This is a genomic window from Alcanivorax sp. P2S70 (assembly GCF_000475295.1).
GTDB lineage: Bacteria > Pseudomonadota > Gammaproteobacteria > Pseudomonadales > Alcanivoracaceae > Alcanivorax > Alcanivorax profundi.
Genome location: NZ_AXBZ01000023.1, coordinates 85935 through 102578, shown reverse-complemented (window position 1 = coordinate 102578; position 16644 = coordinate 85935). Strand labels below are relative to the sequence as shown.

General features: G+C 59.0%; 16 protein-coding genes. 6 read left to right on the top strand and 10 right to left on the bottom strand.

Features of this window, described 5'->3' with window-relative positions; translation table 11 throughout:
* The first annotated feature begins 15 nt into the window (after positions 1-15).
* The 6 genes from nusA (at position 16) to pnp (ending at position 8331) form a co-directional block, all read left to right on the top strand.
* On the top strand, positions 16-1518 hold the full coding sequence (gene nusA, locus Q672_RS25550) for a transcription termination factor NusA (RefSeq protein ID WP_022985314.1): 1503 nt from the start codon (positions 16-18) through the stop codon (positions 1516-1518).
* A 64-nt stretch (positions 1519-1582) separates the two neighbouring features.
* A complete protein-coding gene (gene infB / locus Q672_RS25545) occupies positions 1583-4270 on the top strand; it encodes a translation initiation factor IF-2 (protein WP_022985313.1) in 2688 nt (895 codons plus the stop codon).
* A 24-nt stretch (positions 4271-4294) separates the two neighbouring features.
* Positions 4295-4705 (top strand): 30S ribosome-binding factor RbfA, encoded by a 411-nt coding sequence (gene rbfA / locus Q672_RS25540; RefSeq protein ID WP_022985312.1) that lies wholly within the window; start codon positions 4295-4297, stop codon positions 4703-4705.
* A 12-nt stretch (positions 4706-4717) separates the two neighbouring features.
* On the top strand, positions 4718-5635 hold the full coding sequence (gene truB, locus Q672_RS25535) for a tRNA pseudouridine(55) synthase TruB (RefSeq protein ID WP_022985311.1): 918 nt from the start codon (positions 4718-4720) through the stop codon (positions 5633-5635).
* Between the two features lie 94 nt (positions 5636-5729).
* Positions 5730-5999, top strand: coding sequence for a 30S ribosomal protein S15 (gene rpsO, locus Q672_RS25530; protein WP_022985310.1), 270 nt, complete (start codon positions 5730-5732; stop codon positions 5997-5999).
* A gap of 238 nt (positions 6000-6237) precedes the next feature.
* The gene (gene pnp, locus Q672_RS25525; RefSeq protein ID WP_022985309.1) at positions 6238-8331 is read left to right on the top strand and encodes a polyribonucleotide nucleotidyltransferase; all 2094 of its coding nucleotides are present in this window, start codon (positions 6238-6240) and stop codon (positions 8329-8331) included.
* A gap of 485 nt (positions 8332-8816) precedes the next feature.
* On the opposite strand, the gene tatC is transcribed toward pnp, so the two are convergent.
* The 10 genes from tatC to hslV all read right to left on the bottom strand — a co-directional run bounded on the left by tatC (position 8817) and on the right by hslV (position 16344).
* Positions 8817-9557, bottom strand: a complete 741-nt coding sequence (gene tatC, locus Q672_RS25520) for a twin-arginine translocase subunit TatC (RefSeq protein ID WP_022985308.1) — start codon at positions 9555-9557, stop codon at positions 8817-8819.
* Entirely contained in the window at positions 9550-9915 is a 366-nt protein-coding gene (gene tatB / locus Q672_RS25515) for a Sec-independent protein translocase protein TatB (RefSeq protein ID WP_022985307.1), read from the bottom strand. Before tatB ends, tatC begins: the two co-directional genes overlap by 8 nt.
* Before the next feature lie 17 nt (positions 9916-9932).
* Positions 9933-10160, bottom strand: coding sequence for a Sec-independent protein translocase subunit TatA (tatA, locus tag Q672_RS25510; protein WP_022985306.1), 228 nt, complete (start codon positions 10158-10160; stop codon positions 9933-9935).
* A gap of 87 nt (positions 10161-10247) precedes the next feature.
* Positions 10248-10583 carry a phosphoribosyl-ATP diphosphatase gene (locus Q672_RS25505; RefSeq protein WP_022985305.1) on the bottom strand — a complete coding sequence of 112 codons (336 nt, stop codon included), beginning with the start codon at positions 10581-10583 and terminating at the stop codon, positions 10248-10250.
* Between the two features lie 77 nt (positions 10584-10660).
* Entirely contained in the window at positions 10661-12265 is a 1605-nt protein-coding gene (locus Q672_RS25500) for an AarF/UbiB family protein (protein WP_022985304.1), read from the bottom strand.
* The gene (locus Q672_RS25495; RefSeq protein ID WP_022985303.1) at positions 12265-12921 is read right to left on the bottom strand and encodes a ubiquinone biosynthesis accessory factor UbiJ; all 657 of its coding nucleotides are present in this window, start codon (positions 12919-12921) and stop codon (positions 12265-12267) included. Before Q672_RS25495 ends, Q672_RS25500 begins: the two co-directional genes overlap by 1 nt.
* The gene (gene ubiE, locus Q672_RS25490) at positions 12921-13673 is read right to left on the bottom strand and encodes a bifunctional demethylmenaquinone methyltransferase/2-methoxy-6-polyprenyl-1,4-benzoquinol methylase UbiE (RefSeq protein WP_022985302.1); all 753 of its coding nucleotides are present in this window, start codon (positions 13671-13673) and stop codon (positions 12921-12923) included. Before ubiE ends, Q672_RS25495 begins: the two co-directional genes overlap by 1 nt.
* A gap of 1 nt (position 13674) precedes the next feature.
* Positions 13675-14370: an FFLEELY motif protein gene (locus Q672_RS25485; RefSeq protein WP_022985301.1), complete on the bottom strand. Its 696-nt coding sequence runs from the start codon at positions 14368-14370 to the stop codon at positions 13675-13677.
* A gap of 107 nt (positions 14371-14477) precedes the next feature.
* Positions 14478-15815, bottom strand: a complete 1338-nt coding sequence (gene hslU / locus Q672_RS25480; RefSeq protein ID WP_022985300.1) for an ATP-dependent protease ATPase subunit HslU — start codon at positions 15813-15815, stop codon at positions 14478-14480.
* A 4-nt stretch (positions 15816-15819) separates the two neighbouring features.
* Positions 15820-16344, bottom strand: coding sequence for an ATP-dependent protease subunit HslV (gene hslV, locus Q672_RS25475; RefSeq protein ID WP_022985299.1), 525 nt, complete (start codon positions 16342-16344; stop codon positions 15820-15822).
* Positions 16345-16644: the final 300 nt, after the last annotated feature.

Genomic DNA, 16644 nt, shown 5'->3' with positions numbered 1-16644 from the left:
TGTAAAGGCCTGGCCATGAACAAAGAGATCCTGCTGGTAGCGGAAACCGTTTCAAACGAGAAGGGCGTTAGCCGCGATGTAATTTTCGAGGCTATTGAACTGGCTCTCGCGGCGGCAACCAAGAAGCGTTTTAAGGAAGAAGACGTGGAAATCCGTGTGGACATCGACCGTGTTTCCGGCGATTCCCGCACTTTCCGTGTCTGGCATGTGGTGCCCGACGAAGATCTGTATGAATTCGGCAAGCAGCTGACGCTGGATGAAGCCCACGAGCAGGATACCTCCCTGCAGATCGGCGACACCTGGGAAGAAGAGATCGAGTCCGAAGCATTCGGTCGTATTGCGGCCCAGACTGCCAAGCAGGTGATTGTTCAGAAGGTTCGTGAAGCCGAGCGTCGCCAGATCATTGAAGAATATCGTGACCGTATTGGTGATCTGGTCAGCGGTACCGTGAAGAAGGCCAACCGTGATTCCATCGTGTTGGACCTGGGCGGTAACGCAGAAGCGCTGATCACTCGTGAGCACATGATTCCCCGTGAAGCGGTGCGTCAGAACGATCGCATTCGCGCCTACTTGCTGGGTGTGAACGAAGAAAACCGTGGCCCGCAGCTGTTTGCCAGCCGTGCCTGCCCGGAAATGCTGATCGAGCTGTTCAAAATCGAAGTGCCGGAAATCGGTGAAGAGCTGATTGAGATCAAGGGCGCTGCCCGCGATCCGGGTTCTCGCGCCAAGATTGCGGTGAAGACCAACGATCAGCGGATCGACCCGGTGGGCGCCTGTGTGGGTATGCGCGGTGCGCGTGTTCAGGCGGTGTCCAACGAGCTGGCCGGTGAGCGTATCGATATTGTCCTGTGGGACGACAACCCGGCACAGCTGGTCATTAATGCCATGCAGCCGGCGGAAGTGGCGTCCATCGTGATGGACGAAGAAAGCCACGCCATGGATATCGCGGTGGAAGATGAGTCCGCCCTGGCACAGGCCATCGGCCGTAGTGGCCAGAACATCCGTCTTGCTTCCGAGCTGACTGGCTGGGAACTGAACGTGATGACGCTGGACGACGCCGAGAACAAGCAGCAGGAAGAAGCAGCTCAGGCGCTGGAAACCTTTATGAACGAGCTGGACGTGGACGAAGATATCGCCGGCGTGCTCGTGGAAGAAGGCTTTTCCACGCTGGAAGAGGTGGCCTATGTGCCGGAAGAAGAGATGCTCGCTATTGACGGGTTTGACGAGGATATCGTCGAAGCCCTTCGCCAGCGTGCCAAAGATGCCCTGCTGACCAAGGCACTGGTATCTGAAGAGAAATTTGAACAAGCCGAGCCTGCGGACGACCTTCTGAGCATGGAAGGTATGGATCGTGAGTTGGCTGTGGAACTGGCTTCCCGTGGCATCGTCACGATGGAAGATCTCGCCGAACAGGCGGTGGATGACCTGCTCGAAATTGAAGGCCTGGATGAGGAGCGCGCTGCGCAACTGATCATGACCGCCCGGGCTCCCTGGTTCGAAAACGAAGACGGGGAATAACAGCCGTATTTTTCCGGCTGAGGCAGTGCAGGCACCATAGAGCGGACAGGAGAGTGTTGCTGACATGGCAGAAACGACCGTAAAGAAACTGGCCGAAACCGTAGGTATGCCCGTTGAGAAACTGCTTTCTCAAATGAAGGAAGCGGGCTTGCCACATGGGGACGCCAGCGAAGAGGTCTCCGGTGAACAGAAGCAGCAGCTGCTGGCGCATCTGCGCAAGTCTCATGGTGCCGCGGAACCTGAGGGCAAGAAAATCACCCTCAAGCGCAAGTCCACCAGTACCATCAAGACCACCGGTGCGGCGGGTAAAGCCAAGACTGTAAACGTGGAAGTGCGCAAGAAACGCACCTACGTGAAGCGTGAAGTGCTGGAAGCGGAAGCCCGCGAGGAAGCCGAGCGCAAAGCGGCTGAAGAGGCGGCACTGAAGGCCGAACAGGAAAAACGCGAGGCAGAAGAAGCAGCCAAGCGTCAGGCGGAAGAAGAAGTCGCCCGCAAGAAAGAGGAAGAGGCCAAGGCCGCTGCAGAAGTTGACCGCAAGGCAGCTGAAGAAAAAGCAGCGGAAGAGAAGGCCAAACGCGTTGCTGTGCCGAAGACTGCAGCAGCCAAGAAGCCGGCCAAAGAAGAAACGCCGGAAGAAAAGGCCAAGCGCGAAGAGGAAGAGAAAAAGCAGCGTGAGGCTGAAGAAGCCAAGCGCAAGCAAGAATCCGAAGCCCGTAAAAAGGCCGAGGAAGAGGCTGCCCGTCGCACCGCTGAAGAAGCGGCCCGTATCGCTGCCGAACTGGAGCAGCGTGGTGACCAGCCCGAGAAGAAAGAAGAGGAAGTGGACGATGGTTCTTCCATCGTGGTGGCGGCCCAGGAGGCCAGCTATCAGCGTGAAGAGCGTCAGTCCCGTCGTCGTCGTCGCAAGCCGAAGGCTGCCGGTGTTGCTCATGGTCAGATGAAGAGCTCCATGAACAAGGCGCACGGATTCAAAGCCCCGACGGAGAAAAAGATTCTGGAAGTTGAAGTCCCGGAAACCATTACCGTAGGCGATCTCGCCCAACGCTTGAACATCAAGTCCAAGGAACTGATCAAGTCCTTGATGAAGATGGGCGAAATGGCCACCGTGAATCAACATATCGACCAGGAAACCGCCATCCTGCTGGTAGAAGAAATGGGCCACAAGGCCGTTGCCGGCAAGGGTGAAGAAGAGGTATTGGAAGATCACCTGGCAACCATGGTTAACCGTGACGGTGCCGAGCTGTCTCAGCGCGCGCCGGTCGTGACCATTATGGGCCACGTTGACCACGGCAAGACCTCGCTGCTGGATTACATTCGTAAGGCCAAGGTAGCGGCCGGTGAGGCGGGTGGTATTACCCAGCATATCGGTGCGTACCACGTGGACCACGAGAAGGGCATGATTACCTTCCTGGATACCCCGGGTCACGCCGCCTTTACGGCCATGCGTGCCCGTGGTGCCAAGGCTACGGATATCGTCATCATCGTGGTGGCAGCGGATGACGGTGTCATGCCGCAGACCGAAGAAGCAGTTAACCACGCGAAAGCGTCTGGTGCACCGATCATCATTGCGGTCAACAAGATCGACAAGGAACAGGCTGATCCGGATCGTGTGAAGAACGAGCTGGCGGCCAAGGACGTGATCCCCGAAGAGTGGGGCGGTGACTACCAGTTCATTAACGTCTCTGCCCATACCGGTGAGGGTGTTGATGAGCTTCTGGATGCCATCCAGCTGCAATCCGAACTGCTTGAGCTGGAGGCCTCTGCCACTGGCCCGGCGACCGGTGTGGTGATCGAATCCCGTATTGAGAAAGGTCGCGGTACCGTGGCCTCTATCCTGGTGCAGGCCGGTCAACTGAATATCGGCGACATGCTGCTGGCGGGGGCCCACTTCGGCCGCGTCCGTGCCATGGCTGATGAGAATGGCCAACCCATCAAGAGTGCCGGTCCTTCCATTCCGGTGGAAGTGCTGGGTCTGGACGGTGCACCGGAAGCGGGTGAACAGGTTCAGGTGGTGTCTGACGAGCGCAAGGCCCGTGAAGTGGCCGAGTTCCGTCAGGAGCGCGACCGCGATGTGAAGCTCAAGCGTCAGCAGGCTTCCAAACTGGAAAACCTGTTTGCCAACATGGGTGGCGCCGAAGCCAGCACCGTGAACATCGTCCTCAAGACGGATGTTCGTGGTTCTCTGGAAGCGCTGCAGGGTGCTCTCCATGATCTGGGCACCGACGAAGTGAAGGTGAACCTGGTTGCTGCCGGCGTGGGTGCGATCAACGAATCCGATGTAAACCTGGCCATGACCAGTGAAGCGGTACTGCTGGGCTTCAATGTCCGTGCCGATTCCAAGGCCAAGAAGCTGTGTGAGCAGGAAGGTATCGACCTGCGTTACTACAGCGTGATCTATGAGCTGATCGACGATGTGAAGCAGGCCATGAGCGGCTTGCTGGCACCGGAGAAACGCGAAGAGATTCTGGGTACTGCCCAGGTCCGCGACGTGTTCCGTTCTTCCAAGTTCGGTGCCGTGGCCGGTTGTATGGTGATCGAAGGTACCCTGTACCGAAACCGCCCGATCCGCGTTCTGCGCGACGATGTGGTGATCTTCGAAGGCGAGCTGGAATCCCTGCGTCGTTTCAAGGACGACGTGCCGGAAGTTCGCAACGGCATGGAATGTGGTATTGCCGTGAAGAGCTACAACGACGTGAAGGAAGGCGACAAGATCGAGGTCTTCGAAGTGAAGGAGGTGGCGCGCTCCCTGTAAGGGGCGTGCCCGGCCGCAACTGCCATGAGTCGTCATCGTCGCCCGCAGGGGTTTAACCGCACCGACCGTATCGCGGACCAGATCCAGCGTGAGCTGTCCCGGTTGTTGCAGTTTGAAGTCAAAGACCCGCGGGTGAACCTGGCGACCGTGCAGGATGTGACGGTCTCCCGGGACCTGTCTTTTGCCGATGTCTACTTCACGTTGCTGGGCAAAGGTGAAGAAGAAGGGGCAGAAGCCGAGAAGGTGCTGGAAAAGGCCAGTGGCTTTCTGCGCAGTAGCCTGGCTCAGAGCCTGAATACCCGCACCACCCCCAAGTTGCGTTTCCACTATGACATGACCCCGGAAAACGCCGCGAAGATGTCTCGTCTGATTGACGATGTCCGCGCGGAAGACCGGGAGTTGCGTCCGGACAACGACGAACCCGAGCAGGATTAACGGAGCACTCCGGTGGCAAAACGTCGTCCCCGTGGCCGCAATATCAGCGGCATTTTGTTGTTGGATAAAGTGACCGGCGTCAGCAGTAACGGTGCTCTGCAGATGGCGAAGAAGATGTTCGCTGCCGCCAAGGCGGGCCACACTGGCAGCCTGGACCCCCTGGCCACCGGTATGCTGCCAATCTGTTTTGGTGAAGCGACCAAATTCAGCCAGTTCCTGCTGGAATCCGACAAGAGCTACCGGGTCACGGCCAAACTGGGTGTCACCACGGAAACCGGTGATGCCGATGGTGAGGTGGTGAAGACCACTGAAGTCACGGCCTCCGCAGCGGATATCGAAGATGCGCTGATGTCTTTCATGGGGGATATCGAGCAGATTCCCAGCATGTATTCGGCGATCAAGCATGAGGGGGTTCCCCTCTACAAGCTGGCGCGGGAAGGCAAGACCGTAGAGCGCAAGCCTCGCGCGGTGACCATTTATGACATCCGGATTCTGCGCATCGAAGGCGATGAGCTGGAATTCGAGGTGGACTGTTCCAAGGGCACTTACGTGCGTTCGCTGGTGGAAGACACCGGAGACAAGCTGGGCTGTGGCGGCCATGTCACCGTTCTGCACCGCTTGTCGGCGGGGCCCTATCCGGCGGAAAAGATGCTGACCCTGGAGCAACTGGGCAATATCAAGGCCGAGGGCGGGTTCGAGGCAATCGACGAACTGCTCTTGCCTTTATCAACCAGCGTGGCAGACTGGCCGCGCGTTGAACTGGGTGACAATGCTGCCTATTACATTCAGCAGGGTCAGCCAGTGATGGCCTCAGACCGTCCGGTGGATGGCTGGGTCAGTGTTTACAAGGCATCCAGCGGCGAGTTTTTGGGCGTCGGTGAGGTGCTGGAAGACGGGCGAATTGCGCCGCGTCGACTGGTTTCAAACTGAGTTGCCCTTGCGGTAACCGGCTTGGAAAACCCGACGGCAGCTATAAATATGCATGGCTGACCGTGACATTCATTGTGCATATTGGAGCAAAACCATGGCTTTGACCGTAGAACAGAAAGCGGAAATCCTGAAAGAGCACGGCCAGAAAGAAGGCGATACCGGTTCTCCGGAAGTGCAGGTTGCACTGCTGACCGCCAACATCAATGGCCTGCAAGGTCACTTCAAGGACCACAAGAAGGATCACCACAGCCGTCGCGGCCTGATCCGCATGGTAAACCAGCGTCGTAAGCTGCTGGACTACCTGGCCAAGAAAGACCGCACTCGTTACCTCCAGCTGATCGAAAAGCTGGGTCTGCGTCGCTAACAGGCTGTGCAGATCGGGTAACCGCAACAGAAGCTCGGCTCCGCCGGGCTTTTGTTGTTTCTGGAGGGGCACAATTCCCTCCCCCTGCGGTCGCTTGCTGGCAAGCGATGTTTTTGGCGAGGATCGGCTCACGCCGATTTCCGCCCTGCGGGCTGGCGGGTTATGATGCGCGAGCGAAAGAAGATGTTGTCAGAGGCATGGGCCTCGAAGATTGTCGTGAAGAGAGAAGAGACGAGATATGTTCAATAAAATCACCAAAGAGATTCAGTTCGGCCGTGACACGGTCATCCTGGAAACCGGGCAAATCGCCCGCCAGGCCACCGCCGCTGTCATGGTGCGCATCGGTGCCACCGAAGTGCTGGTCACCGTGGTGGGCAAGAAAGAAGCCGACCCCAGCAAGAACTTCTTCCCGCTGACCGTGAATTACCAGGAAAAGACCTACGCAGCCGGCCGTATCCCCGGTGGATTCCTGAAGCGTGAAGGTCGCCCGAGTGAGAAAGAAACCCTGACCTGCCGCCTGATCGACCGTCCGATCCGTCCGCTGTTCCCCAATGGCTTCATGAATGAAGTGCAGGTCGTGGCGACCGTGATGTCCGTGGACAAGGAAAACGATCCAGACATCGCTGCCATGATTGGTACCTCTGCGGCTCTGGCAATTTCCGGTATCCCGTTCAGTGGCCCCATCGGTGCGGCCCGCGTCGGCTTCAAGGATGGCATGTACATCCTCAACCCGAGCTACGCAGAGCTGGCCGAATCCGCTCTGGATCTGGTGGTTGCCGGTACCGAGCCCGCCGTACTGATGGTGGAATCCGAAGCCAAAGAGCTGTCTGAAGACCAGATGCTGGGTGCAGTACTGTTCGGACACATGGAAATGCAGCCGGTCATCCAGGGCATTCGCGAGTTCGCTGCCGAAGTGGGCACCCCTGCCTGGGAGTGGACTGCTCCGGCCGTAAACACTGAGCTGAAAGATGCCATCAAGGCCAAGTTCGAAGCTGGTCTGGCCGAGGCCTACACAATTACCGAGAAAATGGCCCGCTACGCCAAAGTCGGCGAGCTGCGTGACGCTTGTGTGGCCGAATTCGCTACCGGTGAAGAAGGCGCGCCAGAAGCGGGCGAAGTGAAAGAGCTGTTCGGCAAGATCGAGAAAAACGTGGTGCGTGAAGCGGTTGTATCCGGCAAGCCGCGTATCGACGGCCGTGCCCTGGATGCGGTGCGCGCCATCGACTGTCAGGTCGGCAATCTGGCCAAGACCCACGGTTCTGCCCTGTTCACCCGTGGCGAGACGCAGGCCATCGTGGCGGCGACCCTGGGCGGTATGCGTGATGCCCAGTTCATCGACGCGCTGGAAGGATCCCGTCAGGATCACTTCATGCTGCATTACAACTTCCCTCCTTACTGCGTGGGCGAGACCGGCATGATCGGTTCTCCGAAGCGTCGTGAGATCGGTCACGGTCGCCTGGCCCGTCGTGGTGTGCAGGCAGTACTGCCCACCGTGCAGGACTTCCCCTACACCATTCGTGTGGTCTCCGAGATCACCGAATCCAACGGTTCCTCTTCCATGGCGTCCGTGTGTGGCACTTCCATGGCACTGATGGATGCCGGTGTTCCCCTGACTGCGCCGGTGGCGGGTATCGCCATGGGTCTGGTGAAGGAAGAAGACGGCCGTTTCGCGGTACTGTCTGACATCCTCGGTGACGAAGACCACCTGGGCGACATGGACTTCAAGGTGGCTGGTACCGCACGCGGTGTGACTGCCCTGCAGATGGATATCAAGATCGAAGGGATCACCGAAGAGATCATGGAGAAGGCGCTGGAACAGGCTAACGCCGGTCGTCTCCATATCCTTGGTGAAATGTCCAAGGCCATCGGCGCGTCCCGTACCCAGGTATCCGAGAATGCACCGACCCTGCTGACGCTGAAGATCAATCCGGACAAGATCCGTGACGTGATCGGTAAAGGTGGTGCGACCATCCGTGCCCTGACCGAGGAAACCGGCTGTACCATCGATATCGAGGACGATGGCAGCGTGAAGATCTACGGTGAAACCCGTGAAAAAGCGGATGAAGCGGTACGTCGTGTTGAAGAGATCACCGCTGAAGCAGAAGTGGGCGTGATCTACGAAGGCAAGGTTACCCGTGTGGTTGATTTCGGTGCTTTTGTTGCCATCATGCCGGGCACGGAAGGTCTGCTGCACATCTCCCAGATTGCTGAAGAGCGTGTGGAGAAGGTGACCGACTACGTGAACGAGGGTGACATCATCAAGGTGAAAGTCCTCGACGTGGATCAGCGTGGCCGTATCAAGCTGTCCATGAAGGAAGCCAAGGAAGACTGATTAGACCCGCTTCCAGAAGCATAGAGAGGGCCGGCATTTGCCGGCCCTTTTTTTGGTTCATCGCGGATTAGCGGGGAATAGGTTACAAAAAAGCCCCCTTGCTGTAGGAGCGTCGCTCGCGGCGCGATAACCCACGTGGTTAAAGACTGATTTACCGCAGAGGGTGAAAGGGCCAACAGAGGAAAACCGCCTTCCTCAGTGAACGCTGTGCCCTCTGTTGTGAAAGTGCTTTTGTTTCCTGGTCTGGGATCGCGCCGCCAGCGACGCTCCTACGGCAAGGGCGGGGATTAAATTGGACTTTCCCGGAAACCCGCAATGAACCTTTTTTGGGGGTTCTTCGCAGATTTGAGGGAAAAGCCTGATTAACTCTTCCCTGCTTGCCGTAGGAGCGCCGGTTATTCGCTCCGCTCACCCTTCGGGCCGCCCTGCGCACGTTCCTTCGCTACGCTCGGTGGCGGCGCATTCCGGGTCAGGCAAAGGCATTGTTAGGACTGGGCAGGACGTTTTTCTACCAGTCTTGCCGCAAGCAGGCCCATCTCGAACAGGAACCACATGGGAATGGCCAGCAAGGTCTGGCTGATCACATCGGGTGGGGTCAGCAGCATGCCCAGTACAAAGCAGCCCACCACCACATAGGCGCGGGCCTTGGCCAGTTTTTCCACCGTGGTGGCGCCGGTGGCGACCAGCAGCACAATGGCAATGGGCAGTTCGAAGGCCAGGCCGAATGCCAGGAACAGGGCCAGTACGAAGTCCAGATAACTGCTGATGTCGGTGGTTACGGCCACGCCTTCCGGCGCGATGGCGGTAAAGAACTGGAACATCAGCGGGAAGACCACGAAATACGCAAAGGCGGCGCCAGCGTAGAACAGCAGGATGCTGCTGCCCAGAAGCGGGATCGCCAGTTTCTTTTCATGCTTGTATAGCCCGGGAGCAATAAACGCCCACCCCTGATGCAGAATGAACGGCATGGCAGCGAACACACTGAGGTAGAGTGTCAGTTTGAACGGCGCCAGAAACGGCGCGGCGACACCGGTAGCAATCATGCTGGTGCCGTCCGGCATGGCATCCATGAGGGGCTTGGCCACCAGGGTGTAGAGCTCGCGGGAAAAGTAGAACAGACAGAGGAAAATCACGAACACGACTGCCATGGCTTTGAGCAGACGATTACGTAATTCCAGCAGATGCGCGATCAGGGGTTGGCCGGGATCGTTACTGGCGTCAGTCATTGCGGGGTGGTTCCTGGCCTTGGTCTTCATCCTGGGGAGGATCGGGGTGGATGCGGTTTTCCTTGCTGGCAGGTTGGCGCGCCTTGTGGATCTGTTCCGGGCTCAGCAGGCTTTCTTTGGCTTCACGAATGCTGTCTTCGTCCAGCCCCATCTGCCGCATCTGTTTTTCCATGCGCTCGCGCATGTCCAGGGTTACGGCTTCGCGTTCCAGTTCATTCTTCAGATTATTGAAGGTGGAACGGGCACGCCCCATCCAGTGGCCCAGGGTGCGGGCCACGGTGGGCAGGCGTTCCGGGCCGAGCACTACCAATCCGATCACGAAGATCAGGGCGAGTTCGGTAAAACCGATATCGAACATGGACGCCTCGCTTCAGGTCAGGCCTGATCCTTGTCCTTTTCGGTTTTTTGATCTGCCTGGGTCTTTTCGTTTTCAGCCAGGCGTTTCTGGTCCTGCTCTTCTTCGCCGTCTTTCATGGCGTTCTTGAAGCCCTTCACGGCGCCACCCAGATCGCCACCCATGTTGCGCAGTTTCTTGGTGCCGAACAACAGGACGACGATGGCGAGGAGGATCAGTAACTGCCAGATGCTGATGCCGGAAAACATGATGCTTTACTCCAGAAATGTTGTCCCTGTAACGCTAGCACGCCACGGGACACGCTTTTAGTGATTCTTTTAATGGTTTGGTTGTGCTCAGTGCTTGTTGCCGCGGGCGGCTTTTTCGTCGTGGCCGGACAGGCCGAAACGGCGCTCCAGCTCGGCCAGTACCTTGTCAGGGTGTTCGCCCAGCTTGGCCAGCATGACCAGACTGTGAAACCACAGGTCGGCGGTTTCGCTGATCAGGGCCTGATTGTCGCCACTGACTTCGGCGTCGCGGGCGGCGAGGAGGGTCTCTACCGCTTCTTCGCCCACTTTTTCGAGAATCTTGTTGAGGCCTTTGGCATACAGGCTGGCCACATAGGAGCTGTCCGGGTCGGCGCCCTTGCGGGATTCCAGAACGTCGTGCAGCTGGCTGAGAATATCTGACATAGTCTGTGCTTCGTTATGGCCTGACGTGTGTCTTTATTGGGACCTTGTCAGGCGCAGTGATCATTGCTGACGACAGTCTAGCGTCGCCAGCCCCAGCTCACCAGTACCAGAGCCGCGGCCGACAATGGCCAGCTGTAGGGATTGGCCAGCCACAGGGCGGCCCCGGCACAGCCAAGACCGGCGAGACCGGCCAGCAGTTTGTGGCGGTGGCGCACCAGCTGCTGTTCGAGGCGCGCCTCAAGGCGATCCTGCTGGTAAGGCAGGTCACGCAGGGTCTCCAGCCCGTCACGCAGCAGATCAGGCATGTCCGGTAGCTGGGCGGTCCATTCCGGCAGGCGATTCTGTAGTTTCTTGAGGGTGGCGCCGGGGCCGTATTCGGCCAGCATCCAGGCTTCCAGTAGCGGGCGGCCCGTGTTCCAGATGTCCAGTTGCGGGTAGATACTGCGGCCGAGCCCTTCGATATGCACCAGGGTCTTCATCAACAGGATGTACTGCACCGGCATTTCGATGTGGTAGCGACGAGCCAGATCGAACAGTTTCATCACCAGCGGGGCGAACTCCAGCTGGTCCAGCTGGGCCGAGCGCACCGGTTCTACCAGATCGATGACGGCCCGTTCGAAGCGGGGCCGGTCAATGGGCGCCTGGTTCCAGCCGGCACGAATGACCGCGTCCACCAGGGCGCTGTAGTCCTCGCGCATGACGGCCAGCACCATGCGCCCCAGCACATTCAGGTCTTCTTTCGACAGGCGCCCGGCAATGGCGGCATCGATGGCCATGTATTGTGGGGATTCCGGGTGTTCCGGGTTAACGAAGATGTTGCCCGGGTGCATATCGGCATGGAACAGGTTGAAGCGGAAAACCTGGGCGAAAAAGATTTCCACGCCGCGTTCAGCCAGCACTTTCGGATCAATGCCGGCGGCTTTGATGCGTTCGATATCATTGACCGGGATGCCGTTGATGCGGTCCATGATGATCACCGTGGGGCTGGACAGCTCCAGGTGAATGGCGGGCATGTAGAGCAGCGGGCTGAACAGGAAGTGACGGCGCATGGCTTCGCTGTTGCGGGCCTCGGCACTGAGGTCCAGTTCACCAAGAATGATGTCGCGGTAGTCTTCCACCACACGCACCGGGCGGAAGTAACGGGCATCGCGCCACAGTCGCTCCAGCCAGCGGGCGCCAAAGGCCATGACCTTCAGGTCGCGCTGGACCACCGGGCGAATGGTGGGCCGCAAGACCTTGGCGACTACTTGCTGGCCGTTCTTCAATGTAGCGGCGTGCACCTGGGCCACCGACGCGGCGGCCATGGGGGTGGTGTCGAACTGTGCGAACACCTCATCAAAGGGCAGTGGCAGGCTCGCTTCGACCAGATCTCGGGCCTGTTCCCCATCGAAGGGGGCCACCTGATCCTGAAGCCGCGCCAGTGCTGCGGTCCATTCAGGCGGCAACATGTCCTGGCGAGTGGCGAGCAGCTGGCCAAACTTGATGAAAATGGGGCCAAGGCGTTCCAGTGCCTTTTGCAGGCGCTCCCCTTCACTGAGCTTGCCGGTACCGGCCCAGCTGGAGGGAACCAGAAACGACAATGTCAGCAGCAGGGTCCGTAGCGGATGGGCCGGTAACAGGGCAATCAGTCGGTAGCGGCACACCACATGGGTGACCATGAGGATGCGGGTAATGGGGGGCATCAGTGGTTGGCGTCCCTGTTCTGGTCGGCGTTGAGTCGCTGGATGCGGGCCTCAAGGCGGTCCACGTCCAGGCGCAGGTCGTCCACATCCTGGCCAAATTCATACACCTCGCGGCGGGACGGGGTGAGGCCGGATTCGTTGCCCACGTAATCGCCCAGTTGTTCTGCCAGTCGTCCGGCGGCCTGTCTGGCCCAGCCGAACAGGCGCCGGGCGCCGTAATCCAGCTGCTGGGCCAGCTCAGAGCCGGTAATCGGTTCCAGTACGGCGCCCCAGTCGATGTGCAGCTCACGGGCCAGCTGTTGCAGTTCCAGCAGCAGTTCGCGGTTGCCTGAGATGTCCACCGGCCCGGCGATGGCGCCGGGCCGGGTTTTCCATTCCAGCAACAGAGCGGCCAGATCCATGGGGCTGCCTTTCACCGCCACGTCCGGGGTGGCATCGCTGCGGTGGTATAGCTCCACGCCGTCTTCCACGATCAGGGCGTAGATCGCCAGAGGTGGCAGGGTGACGTCTACCGCCACCAGGCGCCCGGCATGCACGGCCAGTTTGTCTGCTGTCACCGGGTCGGAACGCAGCGCCGTGTTGATGGCGCGCTCAACGGTGGCCAGGGCAGTGGTGGAAATCAGGCCCGGGGAGCGTGACTGGTCTTTCAGACTCATCAGAACTTGAATCCTCTGTGCAGTGCCACGATGCCGCCCAGCATGTTGAAATACTCGGTACGGGCAAAGCCGGCGTTATCCATCATGCCTTGCAGGGTGTCCTGATCCGGATGCATGCGGATGGATTCGGCCAGATACTGGTAGCTGTCGGCGTCGTTGACGATCAGTTTGCCGAGCCGCGGCCAGACTGCAAAGGAATAGGCGTCGTAGGCCTTGGCCAGGGTCTTGTTGGTGGGGGTGGAAAACTCCAGCACCAGCAAGCGGCCGCCGGGTTTGAGCACCCGCAGCATGGAGCGCAGGGCGGCGTCCTTGTCAGTGATATTGCGCAGGCCGAAGGCGATGGTGATGCAATGGAAGGTGTTGTCCTCAAAGGGGAGGCACTCGCCATTCACCTGGGCGACCTGGGTGTTGTGGCTGCAGCCTGCGTCGAACAGTCGATCACGGCCAACCTCGAGCATGGCGTCGTTGATGTCGGCCAGCACAACCTGACCGGTTTCGCCGACCAGGCGGGAAAATTTGATGGCCAGATCACCAGTGCCACCGGCCAGGTCCAGCACCTTGTGGCCAGGGCGAATGCCGGCCAATTCGATGGTCATGCGCTTGAGAATGCGATGACTGCCCATGGAAATCAGGTCGTTCATCACATCGTATTTGCCCGCTACCGAGCGGAATACGCCGGCCACCTTTTGCTGTTTTTCCTGCCACGGTACCTGCTGGTAGCCGAAGTGTGTGACCTTGTTGTCGTCGGACATATCAATTCTCGAAAGGCGTGGGGTGGCCGGCATAGACCTTTTGCATAATGGCTTCTTCGCGGGCGGCAAGCTGCTCCAGCAGCCGGCCCACACTGGGTACCGGTTTCATCACCCGGAAACTGCGATCCATGAAATCATACAGGTTCGAAAAGCCCGCCGCATGGACTGGCTTACGCACCATACGAAAGGTGGCATGGAGCATGCGTGAGCGAATGTAGCGATCCAGCCTGTGGCCCAGTTCGGCCACCAGCTGCACTTGCCGCAGGCGGTCATTGTGATGGTGGTCCTGTCGGAAGCCCTTGAGGTAGGTCATTTCCGTGAGCGGTTGATCCAGTGCCTCGCCCAGCGTTTGGGTGACGGCTTCGTCCAGTTCCTGGGTCAGAATGGCGGCCTCCAGTGCGGCGGCAGAGGTGGCCATGACCTTTTCAGGCAGCAACTTCATGGCCTTGGGCAAGGCGCGGCGAATCTCCCGGGCAACCGGCAGCAGTTCTCGACCTCCGTAGACATCGTCCAGTAAAAACTGAATGCCCTCGGCGGTAACGGGATCGTCGAGCAGGTGCGCATGGGTATGCTTGAGTCGCTCGCCTTGCCACTCTTGAAGGCGGCGCAGACGGGCCAAAAAAAGGGCGTCGTCGCCGTGCTGGCGCAAGGCAAAGAAGCGATCGAGATAGTGTTGAAGCTGTTCGCCGGCGGTCATGGTTTTTCCTCCGGCGGGGATAATAGCAGGAAAGCGGCCCGGCGTCGGAAGCCAGACGTCTGACGCAGGGTGATAGCGTCAGACGTCCGTCGTCAGACTTCAGCCGTTTACAGGATATACCGGCTCAGGTCTTCGTCGTCTGCCAGCTCTCCGAGGTAACGGTCTACCGCTTCGGCATCCAGCACCAGAGGCTTGTCATGGTACTGGGTGGACAGCGAATCAGCGTCGAAGCTGATTTCTTCCAGCAGTTTCTCGAGTACCGTGTGCAGGCGGCGGGCGCCAATGTTTTCGGTGCGTTCGTTAACCTGCCAGGCCACTTCTGCAATGCGGCGGATACAGTCCTCGGTGATCTCCAGCTTCAGGCCTTCGGTGTCCAGCAGCGCCTTGTACTGTTCAGTGAGCGAACACTTGGGCTCGGTGAGGATGCGCTGGAAATCTTCCGGGCTCAGGGCGCTGAGTTCGACGCGGATCGGCAGCCGGCCTTGCAGCTCCGGGATCAGGTCGCTGGGTTTGGCCAGATGGAACGCACCTGAGGCGATAAACAGTACGTGATCGGTCTTCACCATGCCGTATTTGGTGGACACAGTGCAGCCTTCGATCAGGGGCAGCAAATCGCGTTGCACGCCTTCACGGGACACATCGGTGCCGCCGCCTTCTCCGCGTTTGGCCACTTTATCGATTTCATCGATGAACACGATGCCGCTGTTTTCCACCACATCGATGGCTTTCACTTTCAGTTCGTCTTCATTGACGAAACGGGCGGCCTCTTCGTCACGGATCAGGCGGTAGGCTTCGCGCACACGGAGTTTTTGTGTCTTGCGCCGGCCGCTGCCGCCCATTTTGGAAAACATCTGTTGCAGCTGGCTGGTCATTTCTTCCATGCCGGGCGGGGCCATGATTTCCACCCCTGCCGGATTGGCCGCCACGTCGATCTCGATTTCCTTGTCATCCAGTTCGCCTTCACGCAGCTTTTTGCGGAAGATCTGGCGGGTGCTGTTGTCGGTTTTGTTGTCTTCCTCTGCGCCTCTGGCAGTGGGCAACAGCGCATCGAGGATGCGGTCTTCGGCGGCATCGTCAGCCTGACTACCGACACGGGCAATTTCCTGCTCGCGCAGCATCTTGATGGCCATTTCAACCAGGTCACGGATGATGGATTCCACATCGCGACCCACGTAGCCCACTTCCGTGAACTTGGTGGCTTCCACCTTCAGGAAGGGGGCGTTGGCCAGCTTGGCCAGGCGGCGGGCAATTTCGGTCTTGCCGACGCCGGTGGGGCCGATCATCAGGATGTTCTTGGGGGCGACTTCGGCGCGCATTTCGGCGGGCAGCTGCATGCGCCGCCAGCGATTGCGCAGGGCCAGGGCAACGGATTTCTTGGCCGGTTCCTGGCCGACAATGTGTTTGTTCAGTTCCTGAACAATTTCGCGGGGAGTCAGGTTAGGCATCGGGTTACCAGTTCAGTTCTTCAATGGTTTGCTGTTGGTTGGTGAACACGCAGATATCGCCGGCAATGGTCAGGCTTTTTTCCACAATTTCGCGTGCACCCAGCTCGGTATTCTGTAGCAGCCCGGTGGCTGCGGCCTGGGCAAAGGGGCCGCCCGAACCAATGGCAATCAGGTCATTTTCCGGTTCGATCACATCGCCGTTACCGGTAATGATCAAAGAGGCTTCCTTGTCGGCGACGGCCAGCAGGGCTTCCAGTCGTCGCAGGGCGCGGTCGGTGCGCCAGTCCTTGGCCAGCTCCACGGCGGCCCGGACCAGGTGGCCCTGGTGTTTTTCCAGTTGCGCTTCAAAGCGTTCGAACAGGGTAAAGGCGTCGGCGGTACCCCCGGCAAAACCGGCAATGACCTTGCCGTGAAAAAGGTGGCGTACCTTGCGGGCATTCCCTTTCATGACGGTGTTACCCAGTGACACCTGGCCGTCACCGCCGATGACAACGCTGTTGCCGCGGCGTACGGATACGATAGTGGTCACGTTAAGCTCCTTTCATAGTGATTCTGTTGATGTGGGGCTGGCGGGCGGGGATTCAAGCTTCAAAGGCAGTGAATAGTTAACAGTTAACAGTGAATAGTAGCGCGGGTTGGTCTGGGTGTGGGCTGATAGGTTGGAGGGCGCGCACCTGGCGTTGGCCGGGGTGTTGTTGTGGGAGCTTGCCTGCAAGCAAGGGGGATTGATTGGAGGCTATCGCTTGCAGGCAAGCTCCGACAGAGGGCACGTTTCCCGCTGCAGGCCAAGCTGTAGGAGCGGTGGTTCCATCGCGAATGAAGCGCCGGG